Below are 21,700 nucleotides of genomic sequence, written 5' to 3'. Positions count from 1 at the left end.
GCGGCCCATGGCTCGCCAGCCCCGGTGCCGCGCCCAAACACAACGGCCCGCGAAAGGCGGGCCGTTGTGGGGAGCGTATGTGCCGGATCAGTCCTGGCGGCTGGTCACTTCCAGCAGGTGGTAGCCGAACTGGGTTTTCACCGGGCCCTGGACCACGTTGACCGGGGCGCTGAAGACCACGGTGTCGAATTCCTTGACCATCTGGCCTGGGCCGAAGGAACCGAGGTTGCCGCCGTCGCGGCTCGATGGGCAGGAGGAGTTGGCTTTGGCGATTTCAGCGAAATCGGCGCCGCCTTCGATTTGTGTCTTGAGTTCGTTGCACTTGTCTTCGGTGGCAACGAGGATGTGGCGGGCAGTGGCTTTGGCCATGGGGAGGTACTCCGTTCAACTGTCAATAAAACGCCGAGCCTACCGGATTGCGCGACGGATTTCTCGTCAAAGTGCCGGGTGGAGCGTTGGGCTTACAGGCCCAGGGCCTGCAATCGCTGCGCATGCTCGACATACAGCTCAATAGCGTCCTGTTCGCCGCTCGCCGTCGGGGCGAGGCTTTGCAGGTGGTCCAGGGCGTAGTCGGAACGGATCACCGTGCCCAGGTGGGAGCTGTAGCGCCCGACCACGCCGTCGTTCTGGTCGGCTTCGGTGGTGAAGTAGTCGCAAAACGCCTGGCACACTTGGCGCAGAGGCTCGTTGCCACGCACACCGGGGCGCAGGGTGCCGCTCCAGGAAAAGTAGCGCACACCGTTGATTAGTTCCTGGCCCGCGCCGCCCCAGGTGGCGGGCAGGCCCTGGGGGTATTTGTCGTTGAACGCGCCCACGCCTTCGGTGGACAGCGCATTGAGTGCCGCGATGGTGGCGGTGGGCAGTTGGGAGTGGCCGCTGAGCAGGGTGATGAAGTCGGCGAACAGGTGGGTAACGGCTGCCGCCACTGGTTCGGGTAGGCGCCCGGGAATCAGGGCCTTGTGTAGGTAGTCGGCCAGTTCGGAGCCATGGTTGGGGCCGCTGACCGAGGTGATCGAGGCCACCAGCGCCGGGTGGGTGGCAGCCACATAGCGCGCCGCCAGAGCCCCTTGGCTGTGGCCAATGAGGTTGACTTTGCTGGCCTGGGTGCCGGCCAGCACCCGTTGGATTTGCAGCAGCAATTGTTCGCCACGGGCTTCGTTGCAATGGGTGGCGGACAGGTAAGGGATGAACACCCGTGCACCGGCCTGGCGCAAGGCGTGTTTGACGGCCTGGAAGAGGGGAACGTTGTCGATACTCTCGAAACCGAACAGCCCATGAACCAAGAGGATGGGGTGCTGGGTGGTTGCATTCCGTTGCATGGTCTTTCCTTTTTGCGGTGAGGGAAGCAGTCGAGGTTTTCCCCACTCTAGTGCAGGCGCCGGGTGGGAATGTGTAGGAAAGAGCCTCTGTATGGCGTCGAAGTTGGACAAAAAACTGTGGTTTTTTTAAACCTATTGGGATGCACTGTCATGGCGCATCGCCCTACAGGCCATGGCCTGCTTGGGCTCTCATAGGGCTCGTGGTTTTACCTTCGCGGAAGAAGGTAAATATCTGATAGGTAACCCGGAGCCTGGCGGGTGCAGGCTCCTGAGTGGTTTTACACGACCGCCGGGTGCGGGCGGCGGGCATCGCGCAACTGGCGGGCGGCGTCGCTCAGCAACGCTTCGGTGGCGGCCCAGCCGAGGCAACCATCGGTGATCGAAACACCGTAGCGCAGGTTCCCGGTCAGGGGCTGGCAACCCTCGAACAGATGGCTTTCGAGCATCACTCCCATCAACTGATGGTTGCCGTGCAGGCGTTGCTCTAGCACTTGGGCGAACACCTGGGGTTGGCGCAACGGGTCTTTGCCGCTGTTGGCGTGGCTGCAATCGACCATCAGCCTTGGGGTGATGGCCAGTTGTTCCAGGTTGCGCTGCACCTGGGCGACGTGTTCGCGGCTGTAGTTGGGGCCTTGATGGCCGCCGCGCAACACCAGGTGGGTGTCGGGGTTGCCCGGGGTCTGGATGATGGCCGGGTGGCCCTGGCTGTCGACGCCGAAATGGCGGTGCGGGTGGCTGGCCGAGCGCATCGCGTCGCAGGCAATGGCCACGCCGCCATCAGTGCCGTTCTTGAAGCCCACGGGCAGGCCCAGGCCGCTGGCCATTTCCCGGTGGATCTGCGATTCAGTGGTGCGCGCGCCGATGGCAACCCAGCTGAGCAGGTCATCGAAGTAACCGGCGGCCATGGGTTGAAGCAGCTCGGTGGCGATTGGCAGGCCCATGCCGAGCATTTCGCGCATCAGGTGGCGCGACAGCTCCAGCCCGGCGGCCATGTCGTCGCTGCCATCGAGGTGCGGGTCATACGCCAGGCCTTTCCAGCCCACGGTGGTGCGGGGTTTTTCGACGTAGGCGCGCATCACCAGCAGCAGGTCGTCGCTGAGTTGATGGGCAAGGTGGGCGAGTTTGTCGGCGTATTCGAGGGCCGATTGCGGGTCGTGGATCGAGCAGGGCCCCACGACGACCAGCAGGCGCGAGTCCTGGCCATTGAGGATGGCACGCACCGCTTGGCGGTGGTCGGCGACCTGGCGGCTCAAGGCGGCGGCCAGAGGCAGTTGCTGCTTGAGTTGCAGCGCGGTGGGCAGGCGTTGGGTCAAGGCCTGGTTGGCGCAATTCAACAGTGGTACAGCGCAAATGGACGAGTTCATATTCGGGCTTCCTGGGCTGGCGGCGGGTTCGTGCCCGCGCGTCGGCCCTAGTGGGGTGTTCGACAATGGGCCGGGTTGGCAGTGGGTTCGGCGATGCCACCTGTGGGTGACCGGTCGGAGGCGGCAGGCTGGCCCGAACGGAGGTTGGTAAATCGCCAGGCGCAAGCATTGTCGTGACGGTAATAAGCGGTGCGGTTCATGTGTATTTCCTTAAATTGAATGGGGTGTGAGGCAAAAATGGACAGCTTGAAAAAACAAAACCCCCGGTCGGGAAGCCGACCGGGGGTTGAGAAAACTCAAGTGGGCGACCCGTGAAAGTGGGCGCCGGAAGTGGGTATCAGGCGCGCCAGTGGCTAAACCAATACCCAAAATAAAAGTTGACCGGAGTATTCACCCAGGCAGCGGCAACCGGGCGCGAGGCGCTGGCGGTGTGACGAGGCTGTGGGAGGGTGTGTTGCATGGTGTTTCTCCGATGAAGTGGGCCGAGCTTACTAGAGGCCGGCCCCGGGGTTCAATGGGAAATTGCTATCAGTGTGCTCACCCTTGGCTATCGCGTGGCACACTCAGGGCGTTTGACCACCGATCCCCTCTATTGCCAAGGAAGAATGCAATGCCCGATACCCCCGTTGTCATCGAGCGCCTGACCACCGCCCACATCGACGGCATCACTGCGCTTTACAACGAGCCGGCGGTGACCCGCCAAGTGCTGCAAATGCCGTTTCAATCCCCCGAACTGTGGCGCACGCGCCTGGCCACGGCGGATGAGCGGCACCTGCGCCTGGTGGCGCTGTATCAGGGCGCGGTGGTGGGCAATTGTGGCCTGGAGCAGTTCTCTCGGGTGCGGCGCAGCCATTGCGGCGCCATTGGCATGGGTGTCTCGGTGGCGTGGCAGGGCAAGGGCATCGGTTCGCTGTTGCTGGCCACGGCGTTGGAGGTGGCAGACAACTGGATGAGCCTGCAACGGGTGGAGCTCACGGTGTTCGCCGACAACGAGGCGGCCATCGGCCTGTACCGCAAGTTCGGTTTTGTCGAGGAAGGCCGGTTGTGCGATTACGCGGTGCGTGATGGCGCCCTGGTGGATGTACTGAGCATGGCGCGCTTACGGCGCACGCGCTGAGCCCGGTGGCGCCGGCGGTATTAGTCATACGCCAGCGTCGCGCATCTGCCATGATCCAGGCTTTGCAGCCACGGCTGACCCAGGGAACACCGCGATGAATGACGTACAGCAATTGGGCGAGATGCTGCGCCACTACGCACAGAGCGAAGCGCACAAAAAGCAGGTGTTTGAAACCCAGTCGGCGCAGTGGGCGGTGCGGATCGGCCAGTTGTTCGACCAGATCGAGCAATGGCTGGCACCGGTACAGGTGCCGGAGTTGCTGCGCGTCAGCCGCGAAGCCTATGTGGCCTCGGGGCCTGCGGTGCCGGTAGAAAGTTCGCCGTTCAAGACCGAGAAACTGACCATCCTGATCGCCGGCAAACCGGTGGAGTTCGTGCCCCAGGTGATGGGCGCCGGTGGGGCCATTGCCCTGGCGGTGGCGGGCCTGACCGCCGCGCGCTACGGCAGCATTTCCCTGGTCTGCCAGCCACCGGCCGGCGAGTGGCAATGGTGCAAGACCAACGGCCTCAAAGACCCCGACACCTTCGCCTTCGATGCCAATTTCCTGGCCCAACAATTACAGGGGCTGATCCCGCGCGAGCGGGGGTAGCCCACCCGGTAAAACCTGTGGGAGCGGGCGAACCCGCTCTCTCAAGTCAGATCTCGATGTTGCCCCAACCCTTTTTCGCTTCCGGTGGCGCCACGGCATCGATGCGCTTGCCGGTGGCCAGTTCCACGCGCCGGGCGACTTCGGGGTCGTCGGCGAAGGGGATCAGGCTGGCGTCGTCCAGGCTTTTGGCCGACTGGTTGCGCAAGCAATACTCGACCGCCAGGTACAGGCACGCCACCGCGCCCACGTTCAGTGCTAGCTCGATCATCACGCAGCTCCTTGGAAAAAATGAGGCGCACGCCGCGAAGGCGTGCGCCGCAGGTCAGGCGATCCGGGCGTCGGCTTCGGCGACCTTGAGGTCCGCCACACGCACTGTGCGCCAGGTGTTGTAGGCCATCAGCAGCATGCCGGCGAGGAAGAACGCGCCACCGACGAAGCGCACCACAAACCCCGGGTGGCTGGCCTGCAAGGCCTCGACGAACGAGTAGGTGAGGGTGCCGTCGTCGTTGATCGCGCGCCACATCAGGCCCTGGGTGATGCCGTTGACCCACATCGAGGCGATGTACAGCACGGTGCCGATGGTCGCCAGCCAGAAGTGCAGGTTGATAAGCGGCGTGCTGTACATCTGCTCGCGGCCGAACACCTTGGGAATCATGTGGTACAGCGAGCCGAAGGTAATCATCGCCACCCAACCCAACGCGCCGGCATGGACGTGGCCGATGGTCCAGTCGGTGTAGTGGGACAGGGCGTTGACCGTCTTGATCGCCATCATCGGCCCCTCGAACGTCGACATCCCGTAGAACGCCAGCGACAGCACCAGAAAGCGCAGGATCGGGTCGGTGCGTAACTTATGCCAGGCGCCGGAGAGGGTCATCATGCCGTTAATCATCCCGCCCCAGCTCGGCGCCAGGAGGATCAGCGACATCGCCATGCCCAGCGACTGCGCCCAGTCCGGCAGTGCGGTGTAGTGCAAATGGTGGGGGCCGGCCCAGATGTACAGGGTAATCAGCGCCCAGAAGTGCACGATGGACAGGCGATAGGAATACACCGGCCGCCCGACCTGCTTGGGCACGAAGTAATACATCATCCCCAGGAACCCCGTGGTGAGGAAAAAGCCCACCGCGTTATGCCCGTACCACCACTGCACCATGGCGTCGGTGGCGCCGGAATACACCGGGTAGGACTTGAACCAGTCCACCGGGATCGCCAAGTGGTTGACCACGTGCAACATGGCGATCACCAGGATGAACGCGCCGAAAAACCAGTTGCCCACGTAGATGTGCTTGGTCTGGCGACGTACCACGGTGGTGAAGAACACCACGGCATAGGCCACCCACACCACCGCCATCCACACCGCGCCGGTGAATTCGATCTCGGCGTATTCCTTGGTGGTGGTGTAGCCCAGCGGCAGGCTCACCAGCATGATGACGATCACCGCTTGCCAGCCCCAGAAGGTGAACGCCGCCAGGGTGTCGGAGTACAGCCGCACCTGGCAGGTGCGCTGCACCGCGTAGTAACTGGCGGCGAACTGGGCGCTGCCAGCGAAGCCGAAAATCACCAGGCTGGTGTGCAAAGGGCGCAGGCGCCCGAACGTGGTCCAGGGCAGGTCCAGGTTCATGTCCGGCCACACCAGTTGCGAGGCGATCCACACGCCCATGGCCATTCCGATGACGCCCCATACCACGGTCGCCACGACAAATTGGCGGACAACCTTGTAGTTATAGGCTTGCCCGATTGCTGCTGTGCTCATGGTCAATTCTTCCACGGTTGCAAACAAAGTCTTGCCAGGCCACCCGGTCTGGCAGGGGGACTTACTGTAGAAACCGTGGGCGAAACAAAACAGACTCAGAAAAACTGCATTAATACGGATCAGATTTAGAGCAAGCCAGTTAAGGGTTTTGCATCGCTGATATGGTTTTTATGGCTGTACCTGAATCTTTAAGCGACTGAGCTGCTGGGCCATAGTGGCAACCCCGTGAAGCCCGCCGACAGAGCGCGGCCAGTGCTGATTGATGAGGTAGCCACATGTACCAGTACGACGATTACGACCGGGCCCTGGTGCTGGAGCGGGTGGCGCAGTTTCGCGACCAGGTCCGGCGTTTTACGGCCGGCGAGTTGAGCGAAGAAGAGTTCCTGCCCCTGCGCCTGCAAAACGGCCTGTACCTGCAAAAGCACGCCTACATGCTGCGCGTGGCGATCCCCTACGGCACCCTGGGCGCGGCGCAGTTGCGTACCCTGGCCGGCATCGCCCGGGATTTCGACCGTGGCTACGGCCACTTCACCACGCGCCAGAACATGCAGTTCAACTGGATCGAACTGGCCCAGGTGCCGGACATCCTCGAACGCTTGGCCGCCGTCGACATGCACGCCATCCAGACCTCCGGCAACTGCGTGCGCAACATCACCACCGAGGCTTTCGCCGGGGTGGCCGCCGACGAGTTGATCGACCCGCGGCCGCTGGCCGAGATCCTGCGCCAATGGTCCACCATCAACCCCGAATTCCTGTTCCTGCCGCGCAAGTTCAAGATCGCCATCTGCTCGGCCGAACAGGACCGCGCGGCGATCATGATGCACGACATCGGCCTCTACCTTTACCGCGACGGCGCCGCGCAAATGCGCTTGCGGGTGATGGTCGGCGGGGGGCTGGGGCGCACGCCGATCCTCAGCCAGCAGATCCGCGAAGGCCTGGAGTGGCAGCACCTGCTGTCGTACGTCGAGGCGGTGCTGCGGGTGTACAACCGCCACGGGCGGCGCGACAACAAGTACAAGGCGCGCATCAAGATCCTGGTCAAGGCCCTGGGCATCGAGGCCTTCGCCCGGGAAGTCGAAGAGGAATGGCAGCACCTCAAGGACGGCCCGGCGCAACTCACCGAGGCCGAATACCAGCGGGTGGCCGACGCCTTCGTCAGGCCGTGCTATCAGAGCCTGGCCGACACCGACCTGAACTTTGGCACGCACCTGAGCGACAGCCCGGCCTTCGCCCGCTGGGTGGCGCGCAACGTGCAGCCGCACAAAGTGGCGGGCTACACCAGCGTGGTGCTATCGACCAAGCCGGGCCCGGGCGCGCCACCGGGCGACGTCACCGCCGCGCAGATGGACGCTGTCGCCGATTGGTCCGAGCAGTTTGGTTTTGGCGAAATCCGCATCGCCCACGAACAGAACATCATCCTCCCGGACGTGCCTAAGGCGGCCCTGCATGCCCTGTGGCAGCAGGCATGTGCGCACGGTTTGGGCAGCGCCAACGTCGGCCTGCTGACCGACATCATCGCCTGCCCGGGCGGCGATTTCTGCGCCCTGGCCAATGCCCGCTCGATCCCCATTGCCCAGTCGATCCAGGGCCGTTTCCAGCAGTTGGATTTTCTCCACGACCTGGGGGACATCAGCCTGAACATCTCTGGCTGCATGAACGCCTGCGGCCACCACCACATCGGCAACATCGGCATCCTGGGGGTGGATAAAAACGGCAGCGAGTGGTTCCAGATCACCCTCGGCGGCGCCCAGGGCAACAACAGTGCGCTGGGCAAAGTCATCGGCCCGTCCTTCAGTGCCGAGGAAGTGCCAAGCGTGATCGAACACATCATCGCCACCTTCGTGCGCTACCGCGAAAGCGAGGAACTGTTCATCGACACCGTGCAACGCATTGGCCTGGAGCCGTTCAAGGAGCGGGTGTACGGCGCGGCCCTGGAGGTGTCGGCATGAACAACCTGCTGCGCCTGTACGGCGCCGAGGCGCGGATCGTCGGCGACGACCCCTGGACCTTGCTGCGCGACCCCCAAGCGCCACTGCCCGCCGGGCCGGCGATCCTGCCGCTGGCGCTGTGGCTGCTCTATCACCGCGCCGAAGACGGCGTGTGGCTGGGGCCGGACGATGAGGTACAAAGCCTGGCGCCGTGGCTGGCGCAACTGCCGCTGATTGCCCTGGACTTCCCCAGTTTTCGCGACGGCCGCGCCTACAGCCAGGCCTACCTGCTGCGCACGCGCCTGGGCTGGCAAGGGCAACTGCGCGCCATTGGCGATGTGCTGCGCGACCAGCTCAGCCACATGCGCCAATGCGGTTTCGACGCCTTCGCCGTGCGTGAAGACAAATGCGCCGAAGACGCCCTCAAAGGCCTGGCCGGCATGAGCGTGCACTACGGCCGCAGCGCCATCGAACCGCGCCCGCTGTTTCGCCGGCGCTGAACCCCAAGCCCACCGTGCATGGCCTGTATGGGATGGGAGGCCGGCCATTGTGGGGAGCAACTGTCTTACCCCTAGCCTTCGTCACCGCTACACAGTGCCGCCATCGCGAGCAGGCTCGCTCCCACAGAGGAAAATGAAAATCCCACCCACACCGCAGTTCAACTGTGTGGCGGGTCACCCATGATGGATGGGCCGTTCCTGGCCTTCTCTGTGGGAGCGGGCCCGCCCGCGATAGCCATGACCCACAACGCTTGGCCCTGGCGAAAGAACCGGGTGGTTTCGTTTTCGCCCTTGAACGTCACGCTAGCCACCTTGCCCAGCACCGTTTGCGCGTCGGCCACCTGCATCGCCATCGATGGTGGGAGCCTTGCCAGGCCTGTGCCTGCGTGCTGTGGCAGGTTTGGCATTGGGTTTCATCGACATGCTTTGCCGGCGCGGGTTGGCTGGCGAGCAGAAACCCGCCCATGGCCGCGATCAGCAGCAGCACCCGCACGGGGCAGTGACGGGGAACAGGTAGCGGTTAGTGGCGGGGGCGGGCGAATCAGGACGTGGCGCAGCAGCATTATTTTTAGGTTTGGGCATTGCGACTTCCGTAGTCCAGAGGCTTCGACCTGTCGGGGCGGGCGAGGCTGGGTGCAGCTTTGACGCCCAGCGGCGGTCTGTCAAATGAGGGGTGTGAAATACCCCACAGCGCTAAATGAATATTCGCTGTGCGCCTCACTAAAAGTCTGAAGCTTGGCTATACCTAAGGTTCCTTTATTCCCGTACCGTTGCCGGTCATCTGACAGGAGCTACAGCATGAAGCTTGGACTAATGGTTAGCGCGCTATGCGTCGCTTGCGTCGCAGTGGTGGGCTGTTCCAGCAAGGTGACCCAGCCTGAGGACTACTCCGGGTTCCTCAAGGACTACAGCCGCCTCAAGGAAGCCAAGTCGCCCTCGGGCGTGGACGTGATGCGCTGGGTCGACCCCAGCCTGAAGGTGGGCCAGTACACCAGTGTCTACGTCGAACCGACCCAGCTCTACCCGCAACCCCAGCCCACGGTGAAAATCCCTCAAAGCACCCTGTCAGGCATCACCAGCTACTACGACCAGGCCCTCAAGCGGGAAATCAGTAAATCCCTGCCCCTGGCCAATGCCCCAGGCCCGGGTGTGATCGTGGTGCGCGCGGCCATCACCGCCGTCAGCAGCAAGACCGAAGGCCTCAAGGCCTATGAAGTGATCCCGATTGCCCTGGTGGCCGCAGCCGTAAGCACCGCCAGTGGCATCCGCGACCAGGAAACCGACCTGGCCACCGAAGCGGTGTTCCTCGACGGCGGCACCCACAAAGTACTGGCCCAAGTGGTGCGCAAAGGCACCGGCAAGCCGCTGGAAAACGATTCCCAAGTGATGAAAGCCACTGACGTGAAAAACGTCATCGACGGCTGGGCGGCGGATCTGCACCAGTCCTACCTCAAGCTCAAGGCCCAGTAACTTCCCCCCCCCACCCTTGCTACGCCCATCCCTGTGGGCGCTGGCAAGCCAGGCGCCTGCGGGGGCGGGGTGAGCGCCCAGTGGCGCGCGCCACCTTTTTTGTAGCAAGCGGGTTTACCCGCGCTCGGCTGCGCAGCGGCCGTAAACGGTGCCCGGCGCAATGCCGTGTTGGGGCTGCTGTCGGTGCGTTGTAGCCAATCGACTGGCGATGGTGTCTGATGCCGCACCCGAGTGTCAGGAGCAAAACCGTGTTCGAAGGCGAGGTGTGCAAGGTCAGGGGTTTTTTGGTGGTGCGTCAGCCCGACGGCACCTTGCTGCCGTTATACAGCCCCGCCAGGAAGGTGAAGGAGGGCGACTGGGTGCGCTTTAACGTGGTCAACGGCCCGGTCGGCCTGGTGGCGCACATCCTTTGAACGGCCGTTTCATTGCCCGATAAACCAACGGTAATAGGGGTTGGCGCTGTCGCCGGCCATCACTTCGCGGATGTCACGCGCCCAGGCTGCGCGATCACCGGCGTAGGCGTGCAGGCTGGCGCGGTAGAACTGCATCAGGCGCCGCTGGTGACGGTCCATGCGCGCGCCGAACGCGGCGTCGGCGTTGTGCAATACCGGCGCCTGACGCAGGTCGAGCAGCGCCGGCAGCACCCGGGTGATCTCCTGGCTGCGCACCCAGGGCGCGTACTCGATGCGCGGCTGGTCATCGGTCACCGCCAGGGCCCCGGCGGTGAAGCGCTCCAGGCCGGCACGGTCGGTGACCCACGTGGCCAGCAGCGCCGCAGTGGAGCCCACGCCCACCTCTTGCAGGGCACTACGCCCGTGCCGACCAGGCTCAATGGAGCAGGCCAGCAGCACCGAGGAGCGTTACCGGGCGCAGTTGGCGGCGATCAACCTCCAGCGTCAGCAGTGGGGGGCTCAGCTATCGCAGGTGCTTGAGCGCGCGCAACGGCAACTGGTGGCGCAACGCATACAGCAGGGCAGCGGGCCGGGCCAGGCGCCTTGCCAACTGTCGACGGCTGTGAGGGATGTCCCGGCGCGCCCCTGCGTTCGGCGGTAGCGGAACTCACCTGGCAGGTCGCCTCCAGCGAGGAGGCGGGCAGTGGGCCGTGGTGTTGCGTTTTGGCTATCGCAGCCGTGCTGAAACCCAGATGTATGGCGTCAGCCTACCGCTGGCTGAACTGATGCCCGTCGAGGGAGCCGACTGGCACGCGTTGGTCACGGCTCAGGGTGAGGTTGAACTGCCCCTGAGGCTGTTCAGTGGCCGCTACGCGGTGGCCCACGGCACGCGGTCGCGGGGTTTGAGCTCGGTGCTGGAGTTGTTGCAGGTGGCCATTGCTGCAACCCCCGGCAGGGTCAGGGTGCGGGCGGCCCATTGGGACGCGCCGCGCAACCCATTGCGTTTCACCGCCGATGGTGTAGGCGGCGACACCCTCAGTTGGGCAGAGGCGACAACACAGGGGGATGCCACCGGGCAGGCGTCGAGCACCGAGCGCAGGTTGGGCTTCGTCGAAACGCCCTCGGTACCGTTATTGGAAGCCCTGGGCGGTGAGGCGCAGGTGGCGTTTGATGATTACGTGGTGGTTTTTCCTGCCGATTCAGGTGTGGCGCCGTTGTACGTGATGCTGAGGAACCGCCATGAGTTTTCCATCGCGGCATCAGGGCAAAGCTCCTCCACGGCTTAAGGCACTTGCCTCAGGCAATTGAAGAAATGTCTGTCGACAGGTTGGGATAGGCCGAGCAGAGGGTTTCGTGGTTAACTTCGGCCTCCCTGACACACCCAAAATCATCCATATAAGGAATGCGTGCATGGCTCAAGTCACCCTCAAAGGCAACCCTGTCCAGGTCAACGGCCAGCTGCCACAAGTCGGCACCCAGGCACCTGCGTTTTCCCTGGTGGCGGGCAACCTGGCCGACACCCCCCTGGCCAGCTTCGCCGGCAAGCGCAAAGTGCTGAACATTTTCCCAAGCGTCGATACGCCAACCTGCGCCACCTCTGTGCGTAAGTTCAACGAACAGGCAAGCCAACTGGAAAACACCGTGGTGCTGTGCATCTCGGCTGACCTGCCGTTCGCCCAAGCCCGTTTCTGCGGCGCCGAAGGCCTGGAAAACGTGCAGAACCTGTCGACCCTGCGCGGCCGCGAGTTCATCGAAAACTACGGCGTAGCCATCGCCGACGGCCCGTTGGCCGGCCTGACTGCCCGTGCGGTGGTGGTGCTGGATGAAAACGACCGTGTGCTGCACAGCGAACTGGTGGGTGAAATCGCCGAGGAGCCTAATTACGACGCGGCCCTGGCCGTATTGAAGTAACAGGCATTAAACTTTTGCGCGGCCTGGCTCTGTCCAGGCCGTTTTCATTTGTGCTCAATGGTTTAGCAAACACCGTAAACGAGCGCCCAAGGTAAATTGCCGGTAAAGGCGCTTTGCTAATTCCCCGCCAGTGCTTATCTTTCAGCCTCCCGTAAAGATGCCTACGCGCCCAATGGTTGATCTCTCCATGCAATCCTTTGCTTCCCGTAATTCCCGCCGCTGGCTGTTTGGCCTGCTCATCCTGTTGGTTGTCGCGCTGTTGTGCTGGAAGTTCTGGCCGGCCGGTGCCGAGCAGGGCGACAGCGCCGGGCAGAAACCGGCCGGGAAAATGGGCAAGTCCGGCATGATGCGCCCCGGTTTCGGTGGTTCCACGGCGGCGGTGCCGGTGCGCGTGGCGCCCGCCACTCGTGGGGATTTCCCGCTGTACTACAAGGCCTTGGGCACGGTCACGGCGTTGAACACGATTAATGTGCGCAGCCGCGTGGCGGGGGAGCTGGTGAAGATCCACTTCCAGGAGGGGCAGATGGTCAAGGCCGGTGACCTGCTGGCCGAGATCGACCCACGCCCGTACCAGAACGCCTTGCTCCAGGCCCAGGGCACGTTGCTGCAAAACCAGGCGCAATTGAAGAACGCCCAAGTGGACCTGGAGCGCTATCGCGGCCTGTATGCCGAAGACAGCATCGCCAAGCAGACCCTGGACACCGCCGCCGCGCTGGTGGGCCAGTACCAGGGTACGGTCAAGACCAACCAGGCAGCGGTCAATGACGCCCAGTTGAACCTGGACTTCACCCGCATCCGCGCCCCGATCGCCGGGCGCCTGGGCCTGCGCCAACTGGACGTGGGTAACCTGGTGGCGGCCAACGACACCACGGCGCTGGTGGTCATCACCCAGACCCAGCCGATCAATGTCGCCTTCACCCTGCCGGAAAACAGCTTGAGCACCGTGCTGGAGCGTTATCGCGCCGGCGCCAAGTTGCCAGTGGAGGCGTGGGACCGCGGCGACCTCAAGTTGCAGGCCAGCGGCGTGCTGCAAAGCCTGGACAACCAGATCGACGTCGCCACCGGCACCCTGAAATTCAAGGCCCGCTACGAGAACCGCGACAGCGCGCTGTTCCCCAACCAGTTCGTCAATGTGCGCCTGCTGGCCGACACCCTTAAAGAGGTGGTGCTGGCCCCGGCGGCGGCGATTCAATTCGGCAACGACGGCACTTTTGTCTATGTGGTCGGTGCCGAGAACAAGGTTCAGGTACGGGTGCTCAAGGTCGGTATCAGCGACGGCGAGCACACCGTGGTCAGCGAAGGCCTGGCGCCGGGCGAGCGGGTGGTGCTCGAAGGCACCGACCGCCTCAAGGCCGACACCCTGGTGGAAGTGGTCAACGACCCACAGCAGGTGCCGGCCGGCCCCAGCGAGCAGCTCAAGGGCGCGCCGGGCAGTGCGGTGGTTGATCCGGCCAAGGCGCAAAAGGGCGGCGCATGAACCTCTCGCGGCTGTTTATCCTTCGCCCGGTCGCCACCACGCTGAGCATGCTGGCCATTGTCCTGGCCGGCCTGATCGCCTACCGCATGCTGCCGGTTTCGGCCTTGCCCCAGGTGGATTACCCGACCATCCGCGTCATGACCCTGTACCCCGGCGCCAGCCCGGACGTGATGACCAGCGCGGTCACCGCGCCGCTGGAACGCCAGTTCGGGCAGATGCCGGGCCTGACCCAGATGGCCTCCACCAGCAGCGGCGGCGCTTCGGTGCTGACCCTGCGCTTTAACCTCGACATCAATATGGACGTGGCCGAGCAAGAGGTGCAGGCCGCGATCAACGCCGCCAGCAACCTGCTGCCCAATGACCTGCCGGCGCCGCCGGTGTACAACAAGGTCAACCCGGCGGACACCCCGGTGCTGACCCTGGCCATCACGTCCAAGACCCTGCCGCTGCCCAAGCTCAATGACCTGGTCGACACCCGCATGGCCCAGCGCATTGCGCAGATCAGCGGCGTGGGCATGGTCAGCATCGCCGGTGGCCAGCGCCAGGCTGTGCGGATCAAGGTCAACCCCCAGGCCCTGGCCGCCAATGGCCTGAACCTGGCGGATGTGCGCAGCCTCATCGGCGCCTCCAACGTCAACCAGCCCAAGGGCAACTTCGACGGCCCGACCCGGGTGTCGATGCTCGATGCCAACGACCAGTTGACCTCGCCCAAGGACTACGCCGAACTGATCCTCGCCTACAAGGACGGCGCGCCCCTGCGCTTGAAGGATGTTGCCGAGATCGTCGATGGCGCCGAGAACGAACGCCTGGCGGCCTGGGCCAACCAGAACCAAGCGGTATTGCTCAATATCCAGCGCCAACCCGGGGCCAACGTGATCGAGGTGGTGGACCGGATCAAGGCCATGCTGCCGGGCATCACCGACAACCTGCCCGCCGGCCTCGAGGTGGCAGTGCTCACCGACCGCACCCAGACCATCCGCGCCTCGGTCACCGATGTGCAGCATGAATTGCTGATCGCCATTGCCCTGGTGGTGATGGTCACGTTCCTGTTCCTGCGCCGCGCCAGCGCCACCCTGATCCCCTCGATTGCCGTGCCGTTGTCGCTGATCGGCACCTTCGGCGTGATGTACCTGGCCGGGTTCTCTATCAACAACCTGACCCTGATGGCCCTGACCATCGCCACCGGGTTTGTGGTGGACGACGCCATCGTCATGCTGGAGAACATCTCGCGCTACATCGAGGAGGGCGAAAGCCCGATGCAGGCCGCGCTCAAGGGGGCCAAGCAGATCGGTTTCACCTTGGTGTCGCTGACCCTGTCGCTGATCGCGGTGCTGATCCCGCTGCTGTTCATGGCCGACGTGGTTGGGCGGCTGTTTCGCGAGTTCGCCATCACCCTGGCGGTGGCGATCCTGATTTCCCTGGTGGTGTCCCTGACCCTCACGCCGATGATGTGCGCGCGCCTGCTCAAGCGCGAGCCCAAGGCCGAGGAGCAGGGCCGCTTCTACCGCGCCAGCGGGGCCTGCCTGGAGTGGATGGTGGCCGCCTACGGGCGCAAATTGCAGTGGGTGCTCAAGCATCAACCGCTGACCCTGCTGGTGGCCGTCGCCACCCTGGGGCTGACCGTGGTGCTGTACCTGATGGTGCCCAAGGGCTTTTTCCCGGTGCAGGACACTGGGGTGATCCAGGGCATTTCCGAGGCGCCGCAATCGGTGTCCTTCACCGCCATGAGCCAGCGCCAGCAAGCGTTGGCCGCCATTGTCCTGCAAGACCCGGCGGTGCAGAGCCTGTCGTCCTACATCGGTGTGGACGGCGACAACGCCACCCTCAACAGCGGGCGCCTGCTGATTAACCTCAAGCCCCACGGCGAGCGCGACCTGAGCGCCGCCGAGGTGATCGCGCGGTTGCAACCCAAGGTCAACCAATTGGTGGGCATTCGCTTGTTCATGCAACCGGTGCAGGACTTGACCATCGAAGACCGGGTCAGCCGCACCCAGTACCAGTTCAGCATGTCGTCGCCGGACGCCGACCTGCTCAGCCTGTGGAGCGCACGGCTGGTGCAGGCCCTGGTGGACCGCCCGGAACTCACCGATGTGGCCAGCGACCTGCAGGACAAAGGCTTGCAGGTGTACCTGGTGATCGACCGCGACGCCGCCTCGCGCGTGGGGGTGTCGGTGGCCAACATCACCGACGCGTTGTACGACGCCTTCGGCCAGCGGCAGATTTCCACCATCTACACCCAGGCCAGCCAGTACCGCGTAGTGCTCCAGGCCCAGGCCGGGGAAAAAATCGGGCCCCAGGCCCTGGACCAGATCCACGTCAAGACCACCGACGGCGTCCAGGTGCGCCTCTCCAGCCTGGCCCATGTTGAAGAGCGCCAGGCGCAACTGGCCATTACCCACATCGGCCAGTTCCCGGCGGTGATGATGTCGTTCAACCTGGCCCCCGGCGTGGCGCTGGGCCAAGCCGTGGAGCTGATTAACCAGGTGCAGCGCGACATCGGCATGCCCCTGGGTGTGCAAACCCAGTTCCAGGGCGCGGCCCAGGCGTTCGAGGCGTCGCTGTCGAGTACCTTGCTGCTGATCCTGGCGGCGGTGGTGACCATGTACATCGTGCTCGGCGTGCTCTACGAGAGCTACATCCACCCCATCACCATTCTCTCCACCTTGCCCTCGGCGGCGGTGGGCGCCTTGCTGGCTTTGCTGCTCAGCGGCAATGACCTGGGGATGATCGCCATCATCGGCATCATCCTGCTGATCGGCATCGTCAAGAAGAACGCGATCATGATGATCGACTTCGCCCTCGACGCCGAACGCCACCAGGGCCTGGACCCGCAAACGGCGATCTACCAGGCCGCGCTGCTGCGGTTCCGGCCCATCCTGATGACCACCCTGGCGGCGTTGTTCGGCGCCGTGCCGTTGATGCTTGCCACCGGTTCCGGCGCCGAACTGCGCCAACCCCTGGGCCTGGTGATGGTGGGCGGGCTGCTGGTGAGCCAGGTGCTGACCCTGTTCACCACACCGGTGATCTACCTGTATTTCGACCGTTTGGGCCGCCGCTGGCGCCCCGCGCCGGATCGCCTGGAGCCGGTTGAGCCATGAACCTGTCCGGCCCCTTCATCAAGCGCCCCGTGGCGACCATGCTCCTGAGCTTGGCCATCATGCTGCTGGGCGGCTTGAGCTTCGGCCTGCTGCCGGTGGCGCCGCTGCCGCAGATGGATTTTCCGGTGATCGTGGTGCAGGCCAGCCTGCCGGGGGCCAGCCCCGAGGTGATGGCGTCCACGGTGGCCACGCCTTTGGAGCGTTCCTTCGGTGCCATCGCCGGCATCAACAGCATGAGCAGCCGCTCCAGCCAGGGCTCGACCCGGGTCATCCTGGAGTTCGAGATGGGCCGCGACATCAACGGCGCGGCGCGGGAGGTGCAAGCGGCCATCAACGCCTCGCGCAACCTGCTGCCCAGCGGCATGCGCAGCATGCCCACCTACAAGAAGGTCAACCCGTCCCAGGCGCCGATCATGGTGCTGTCGCTGACCTCCGACGTGCTGGAAAAGGGCCAGCTCTACGACCTGGCGTCCACCATCCTGTCCCAGAGCCTGGCCCAGGTGCCGGGCGTGGGCGAAGTGCAGATCGGCGGCAGTTCCCTGCCGGCGGTGCGCATTGAGTTGGAGCCGCAACTGCTCAACCAGTACGGCGTGGCCCTGGACGAAGTGCGCGACACCATCGCCAACGCCAACGTGCGCCGGCCCAAGGGCTCGGTGGCGGACGCCGAGCGCATGTGGCAGATCCAGGCCAACGACCAATTGGAAAAGGCCAAGGACTACAGCTCGCTGATAATCCGCTACCAGAACGGCTCGGCCCTGCGCCTCAGGGACGTGGCCAGCGTGCGCGACGGCGTCGAGGACCGCTACAACAGCGGTTTTTTCAACGACGACGCGGCGGTGCTGCTGGTAGTCAACCGCCAGAGCGGCGCCAACATCATCGAAACCGTGGCGCAGATCAAGGACCAGCTCCCGGCGTTGCAGGCGTTGCTGCCGGCCAGCGTGCAACTGAACGTGGCCATGGACCGCTCGCCCGTCATCAAGGCCACCCTGCACGAAGCGGAAATGACCCTGCTGATCGCCGTGGCCTTGGTGATCCTGGTGGTGTACCTGTTTCTCGGCAATTTCCGCGCCTCGCTGATCCCCACCCTGGCGGTGCCAGTGTCGCTGGTGGGCACGTTCGCGATCATGTACCTGTACGGGTTTTCCCTGAACAACCTGAGCCTGATGGCGCTGATCCTCGCCACCGGCCTGGTGGTGGACGACGCCATCGTGGTGCTGGAGAACATCTCCCGGCATATCGACGAAGGCGTCGCGCCGCTCAAGGCCGCGTACCTGGGCACCAAGGAAGTGGGTTTTACCCTGTTGTCGATGAACGTCTCGCTGGTGGTGGTGTTCCTGTCGATCCTGTTCATGGGCGGGATTATTGAAAGCCTGTTCCGCGAATTCTCCATCACCTTGGCGGCGGCGATCCTGGTCTCGCTGCTGGTGTCTTTGACCCTCACCCCCATGCTCTGCGCGCGCTGGCTCAAACCCCATGTGCCGGGCCGCGAAAACCGCCTGCAACGGGCCAGCCAACGGGCCAACGAATGGATGGTCAGCCGCTACGCCACCAGCCTGGACTGGGTGCTGCGCCATCGGCGCCTGACCCTGCTGAGCCTGCTGCTGACCATCGGCGTCAACGTCGCCCTGTATGTGGTGGTGCCCAAGACCTTCATGCCCCAGCAGGACACCGGGCAACTGATCGGTTTTGTGCGCGGCGACGATGGCCTGTCGTTCAACGTGATGCAGCCGAAGATGGAAACCTACCGCCGTGCCGTCCTGCGCGACCCGGCGGTGCAGAGCGTGGCGGGCTTTATCGGCGGCAGCAACGGCATCAACAACGCCTTTATGCTGGTGCGCCTCAAACCCATCGAAGAGCGGCGCATTTCCGCGCAAAAAGTCATCGAGCGCCTGCGCAAGGACATGCCCAAGGTGCCGGGCGGGCAACTGTTCCTCATGGCCGACCAGGACTTGCAATTCGGCGGTGGCGGTGGAGGCGGGCAGAACAGCTCGCAGTACACCTACATCGTCCAGAGCGGCGACCTCAGTGCGTTGCGCCAGTGGTACCCGAAAGTGTCGGCGGCCCTCAAGGCCCTGCCCGAGCTGACGGCGGTGGATGCCCACGACGGCGACGGCGCGCAGCAGATCACCCTGATCGTCGACCGTGACCAAGCCAAGCGCCTGGGCATCGACATGGCCATGGTCACCTCGGTGCTCAACAACGCCTACAGCCAGCGGCAGATCTCCACCATCTATGACAGCCTCAACCAGTACCGCGTGGTGATGGAGGTCAACCCCAAGTACGCCCAAGACCCCAGCACCCTCAACCAGGTGCAGGTGATTACCGCCGACGGCGCCCGTGTGCCACTGTCCACTTTCGCCCACTACGAAAGCAGCCTGGAAAACGACCGTGTCACCCACGAAGAACAGTTCGCCGCCGAGAACATCTCCTTCGACATGGCCGAAGGCGTGACCCTGGAGCAGGGGTCGGCGGCTATCGAGCGGGCCGTGGCGAAAATCGGCCTGCCCGAAGGCGTCACCGCGAAAATGGCCGGCAACGCCGACGCCTTCGCCGAAACGCAAAAGAGCCAGCCGTTGATGATCCTCGGTGCACTGCTGGCGGTGTATCTGGTGCTGGGGGTGCTGTATGAAAGCTACATTCACCCGCTGACCATCCTCTCCACCTTGCCCTCGGCCGGCGTGGGTGCGCTGCTGTCGATCTACGCTTTGGGCGGTGAGTTCAGCCTGATCTCCCTGTTGGGGCTGTTCCTGCTTATCGGCGTGGTGAAGAAGAACGCCATTTTGATGATCGACCTGGCGCTGCAACTGGAGCGCCACCAGGGCCTGAGCCCGCTGGAATCGATTCGCAGCGCCTGCCTGCTGCGCTTGCGGCCGATCCTGATGACCACCCTGGCGGCCATCCTCGGCGCCGTGCCGTTGCTGCTGAGCAGCGCCGAAGGCGCGGAAATGCGCCAACCCCTGGGCCTGACCATCATTGGCGGGCTGGTGTTCAGCCAGGTGCTGACCCTTTACACCACTCCGGTGGTCTACCTCTATCTCGATCGCCTGCGCCACGGTTTCAACCGCTGGCGCGGGGTGCGTACCGATGCCGCTCTGGAAACTCCGCTATGACTGATTGCCTGCTGCCCAACGCCGCCGTGCCTGGCGCCCGACGCCTGCCCCTGGCCCGCGGTTCGCGCCTGCTGGGCCTGAGCCTGTGCGCGCTGATGCTCGGCGCCTGCGCCATCGGCCCGGACTATCAGCGCCCGGCACTGGACACGCCCCCGGAGTACAAACAGGCCGAGGGCTGGCGCCAGGCCAACCCCAGCGATTCCCTGGCCCGCGGTGCCTGGTGGGAGCTGTACGGCGACCGCCAGCTCAACGAACTGATCGAAAAACTCAACAGCGCCAACCAGACCGTGGCCCAGTCCGAAGCCCAGTACCGCCAGGCCCAGGCCCTGGTGCGCAGCGCCCGTGGCTCGCTGTTCCCCAAACTCGACCTGAGCGCCGGCAAGACCCGTTCCAGCCAGGGCACCGGCAGCAGCAGTTCCAGCCTGAGCAATTCCAGCAGCGGCATCCGCGACACCTACGACGCGCAGTTGGGCGTCAGTTGGGAGGCCGATATCTGGGGCAAGTTGCGCCGGGGGCTGGAGGCTAACGAGGCGAGCGCCGAGGCGAGCTTCGCCGACCTCGCCGCGATGCGCCTGAGCCAACAGTCGGAACTGGTGCAGAACTACCTGCAACTGCGGGTGATCGACCAGCAAAAACGCCTGCTGGAGGCCACGGTCCAGGCGTACCAGCGTTCCCTGACCATGACCCAGAACCAGTACCGTGCCGGGGTCTCAGGCAAGGACGCCGTGGCCCAGGCGCAAACCCAGCTCAAAAGCACCCAGGCCGACCTGATCGACCTGATCTGGCAACGGGCGCAACTGGAAAACGCCATCGCCGTACTCACCGGCGTGCCCCCGGCTCAGTTCAGCCTGGCCGAAACCCCGGACATTCCTGGCCTGCCGGCCATTCCCCTGACCCTGCCGTCGCAATTGCTGGAGCGGCGCCCCGACATCGCCTCGGCCGAACGCGCGGTGATCGCCGCCAACGCCAACATTGGCGTGGCCAAGACCGCCTATTTCCCGGACCTGACCCTGAGCCTGGCCGGCGGCTACAGCAGCAGTACCTTCAGCGACTGGATCAGCCTGCCCAACCGCTTCTGGTCGGTGGGGCCGAAACTGGCCATGACCCTGTTCGACGCCGGCCAGCGCTCGGCTGAAGTCGACCGCAGCGAGGCCGCTTACGACCAGACCGTGGCCAAATACCGGCAAACCGTGCTCGACGGCTTTCGCGAAGTGGAAAACTACCTGGTGCAGCTCAAGGTCCTGGAAGACGAAGCGGCAGTACGCCAGGAAGCCCTGGACGCGGCCCGCGAATCCCTGCGCCTGACCCAGAACCAGTACAAGGCCGGGCTTATCGCCTACCTCGACGTCGTCTCCGTCCAGGCCACCGCCCTGAGCAACGAACGCAGCGTGCTCAACCTGCTGCAAAGCCGGCTGGTGGCCAGCGTGCAATTGATCGCCGCCCTGGGCGGCGGCTGGGACGGGCAGTTGCAGGCACCTGAGGCGGATTGAGCACAGGGCACTCCCTGGGTGAGAGCGGGCCCGCCCGCGATGGCGGCCGCAAGATCGCCACGCTGGCCAGCCAGGCTCCCACAGCGGTGGGGCACCGCAAATACAGCGCCAGGCCCATCCTCTGTGAGAGCGGGCCCGCCCGCGATGACGGCCGCAAGATCGCCACGCTGGCCAGCCAGGCTCCC

Annotated in this window: 17 protein-coding genes and 1 pseudogene; 12 read left to right on the top strand and 6 right to left on the bottom strand. The window is 64.4% G+C overall.

What is annotated here, in order from left to right; genetic code table 11:
• Positions 1 to 87 precede the first annotated feature (87 nt).
• From CKW13_RS17790 to CKW13_RS17780, 3 genes are all read right to left on the bottom strand, one after another.
• Entirely contained in the window at positions 88 to 369 is a 282-nt protein-coding gene (locus CKW13_RS17790; protein WP_095109908.1) for a peptidylprolyl isomerase, read from the bottom strand.
• Positions 370 to 461: 92 nt separating this feature from the next.
• A complete protein-coding gene (locus CKW13_RS17785) occupies positions 462 to 1,319 on the bottom strand; it encodes a triacylglycerol lipase (RefSeq protein ID WP_095109907.1) in 858 nt (285 codons plus the stop codon).
• Positions 1,320 to 1,597: 278 nt separating this feature from the next.
• Positions 1,598 to 2,683, bottom strand: a complete 1,086-nt coding sequence (locus CKW13_RS17780; RefSeq protein ID WP_095109906.1) for a 3-deoxy-7-phosphoheptulonate synthase — start codon at positions 2,681 to 2,683, stop codon at positions 1,598 to 1,600.
• Between the two features lie 610 nt (positions 2,684 to 3,293).
• Here CKW13_RS17780 and CKW13_RS17775 point away from each other — a divergent pair.
• Positions 3,294 to 3,800, top strand: a complete 507-nt coding sequence (locus CKW13_RS17775; RefSeq protein WP_095109905.1) for a GNAT family N-acetyltransferase — start codon at positions 3,294 to 3,296, stop codon at positions 3,798 to 3,800.
• 94 nt (positions 3,801 to 3,894) lie between these two features.
• On the top strand, positions 3,895 to 4,389 hold the full coding sequence (locus CKW13_RS17770; RefSeq protein WP_095109904.1) for a hypothetical protein: 495 nt from the start codon (positions 3,895 to 3,897) through the stop codon (positions 4,387 to 4,389).
• A 46-nt stretch (positions 4,390 to 4,435) separates the two neighbouring features.
• Here the strand turns inward: CKW13_RS17770 and CKW13_RS17765 are convergent, their stop codons facing one another.
• On the bottom strand, positions 4,436 to 4,657 hold the full coding sequence (locus tag CKW13_RS17765; RefSeq protein WP_095109903.1) for a CcoQ/FixQ family Cbb3-type cytochrome c oxidase assembly chaperone: 222 nt from the start codon (positions 4,655 to 4,657) through the stop codon (positions 4,436 to 4,438).
• A 54-nt stretch (positions 4,658 to 4,711) separates the two neighbouring features.
• A complete protein-coding gene (ccoN, locus tag CKW13_RS17760; protein WP_095109902.1) occupies positions 4,712 to 6,139 on the bottom strand; it encodes a cytochrome-c oxidase, cbb3-type subunit I in 1,428 nt (475 codons plus the stop codon).
• Between the two features lie 275 nt (positions 6,140 to 6,414).
• On the opposite strand from ccoN, the gene CKW13_RS17755 reads away from it, so the two are divergent.
• The 4 genes from CKW13_RS17755 (at position 6,415) to CKW13_RS24490 (ending at position 10,450) form a co-directional block, all read left to right on the top strand.
• Positions 6,415 to 8,088, top strand: coding sequence for a nitrite/sulfite reductase (locus tag CKW13_RS17755; protein WP_095109901.1), 1,674 nt, complete (start codon positions 6,415 to 6,417; stop codon positions 8,086 to 8,088).
• The gene (locus CKW13_RS17750; RefSeq protein ID WP_095109900.1) at positions 8,085 to 8,567 is read left to right on the top strand and encodes a DUF934 domain-containing protein; all 483 of its coding nucleotides are present in this window, start codon (positions 8,085 to 8,087) and stop codon (positions 8,565 to 8,567) included. The genes CKW13_RS17755 and CKW13_RS17750 overlap by 4 nt, the downstream gene beginning before the upstream one ends.
• A gap of 798 nt (positions 8,568 to 9,365) precedes the next feature.
• On the top strand, positions 9,366 to 10,037 hold the full coding sequence (locus CKW13_RS17740; RefSeq protein WP_095109898.1) for a DUF3313 domain-containing protein: 672 nt from the start codon (positions 9,366 to 9,368) through the stop codon (positions 10,035 to 10,037).
• Between the two features lie 248 nt (positions 10,038 to 10,285).
• On the top strand, positions 10,286 to 10,450 hold the full coding sequence (locus tag CKW13_RS24490; RefSeq protein WP_176465136.1) for a hypothetical protein: 165 nt from the start codon (positions 10,286 to 10,288) through the stop codon (positions 10,448 to 10,450).
• A 9-nt stretch (positions 10,451 to 10,459) separates the two neighbouring features.
• Here the strand turns inward: CKW13_RS24490 and CKW13_RS17735 are convergent.
• Positions 10,460 to 10,849, bottom strand: a pseudogene (locus tag CKW13_RS17735) (spermidine synthase); the annotation flags it as partial.
• 209 nt (positions 10,850 to 11,058) lie between these two features.
• Here CKW13_RS17735 and CKW13_RS17725 point away from each other — a divergent pair.
• The 6 genes from CKW13_RS17725 to CKW13_RS17700 all read left to right on the top strand — a co-directional run bounded on the left by CKW13_RS17725 (position 11,059) and on the right by CKW13_RS17700 (position 21,515).
• On the top strand, positions 11,059 to 11,715 hold the full coding sequence (locus CKW13_RS17725; protein ID WP_095109896.1) for an S-type pyocin domain-containing protein: 657 nt from the start codon (positions 11,059 to 11,061) through the stop codon (positions 11,713 to 11,715).
• 124 nt (positions 11,716 to 11,839) lie between these two features.
• The gene (gene tpx / locus CKW13_RS17720) at positions 11,840 to 12,340 is read left to right on the top strand and encodes a thiol peroxidase (protein ID WP_095109895.1); all 501 of its coding nucleotides are present in this window, start codon (positions 11,840 to 11,842) and stop codon (positions 12,338 to 12,340) included.
• Positions 12,341 to 12,512: 172 nt separating this feature from the next.
• Positions 12,513 to 13,817 (top strand): MdtA/MuxA family multidrug efflux RND transporter periplasmic adaptor subunit, encoded by a 1,305-nt coding sequence (locus CKW13_RS17715; RefSeq protein ID WP_095109894.1) that lies wholly within the window; start codon positions 12,513 to 12,515, stop codon positions 13,815 to 13,817.
• Complete coding sequence (locus tag CKW13_RS17710) at positions 13,814 to 16,915, top strand: MdtB/MuxB family multidrug efflux RND transporter permease subunit (RefSeq protein WP_095109893.1); 3,102 nt, start codon at positions 13,814 to 13,816, stop codon at positions 16,913 to 16,915. The genes CKW13_RS17715 and CKW13_RS17710 overlap by 4 nt, the downstream gene beginning before the upstream one ends.
• Positions 16,912 to 20,025 (top strand): efflux RND transporter permease subunit, encoded by a 3,114-nt coding sequence (locus CKW13_RS17705; protein ID WP_095109892.1) that lies wholly within the window; start codon positions 16,912 to 16,914, stop codon positions 20,023 to 20,025. Before CKW13_RS17710 ends, CKW13_RS17705 begins: the two co-directional genes overlap by 4 nt.
• Entirely contained in the window at positions 20,022 to 21,515 is a 1,494-nt protein-coding gene (locus tag CKW13_RS17700) for an efflux transporter outer membrane subunit (RefSeq protein ID WP_095109891.1), read from the top strand. The genes CKW13_RS17705 and CKW13_RS17700 overlap by 4 nt, the downstream gene beginning before the upstream one ends.
• Positions 21,516 to 21,700: the final 185 nt, after the last annotated feature.

This window comes from Pseudomonas sp. Irchel 3E20, assembly GCF_900187645.1.
Lineage (GTDB): Bacteria > Pseudomonadota > Gammaproteobacteria > Pseudomonadales > Pseudomonadaceae > Aquipseudomonas.
Note: the sequence above shows the minus strand (reverse complement) of the source record. Positions and strands in the feature narration are given on the sequence as shown.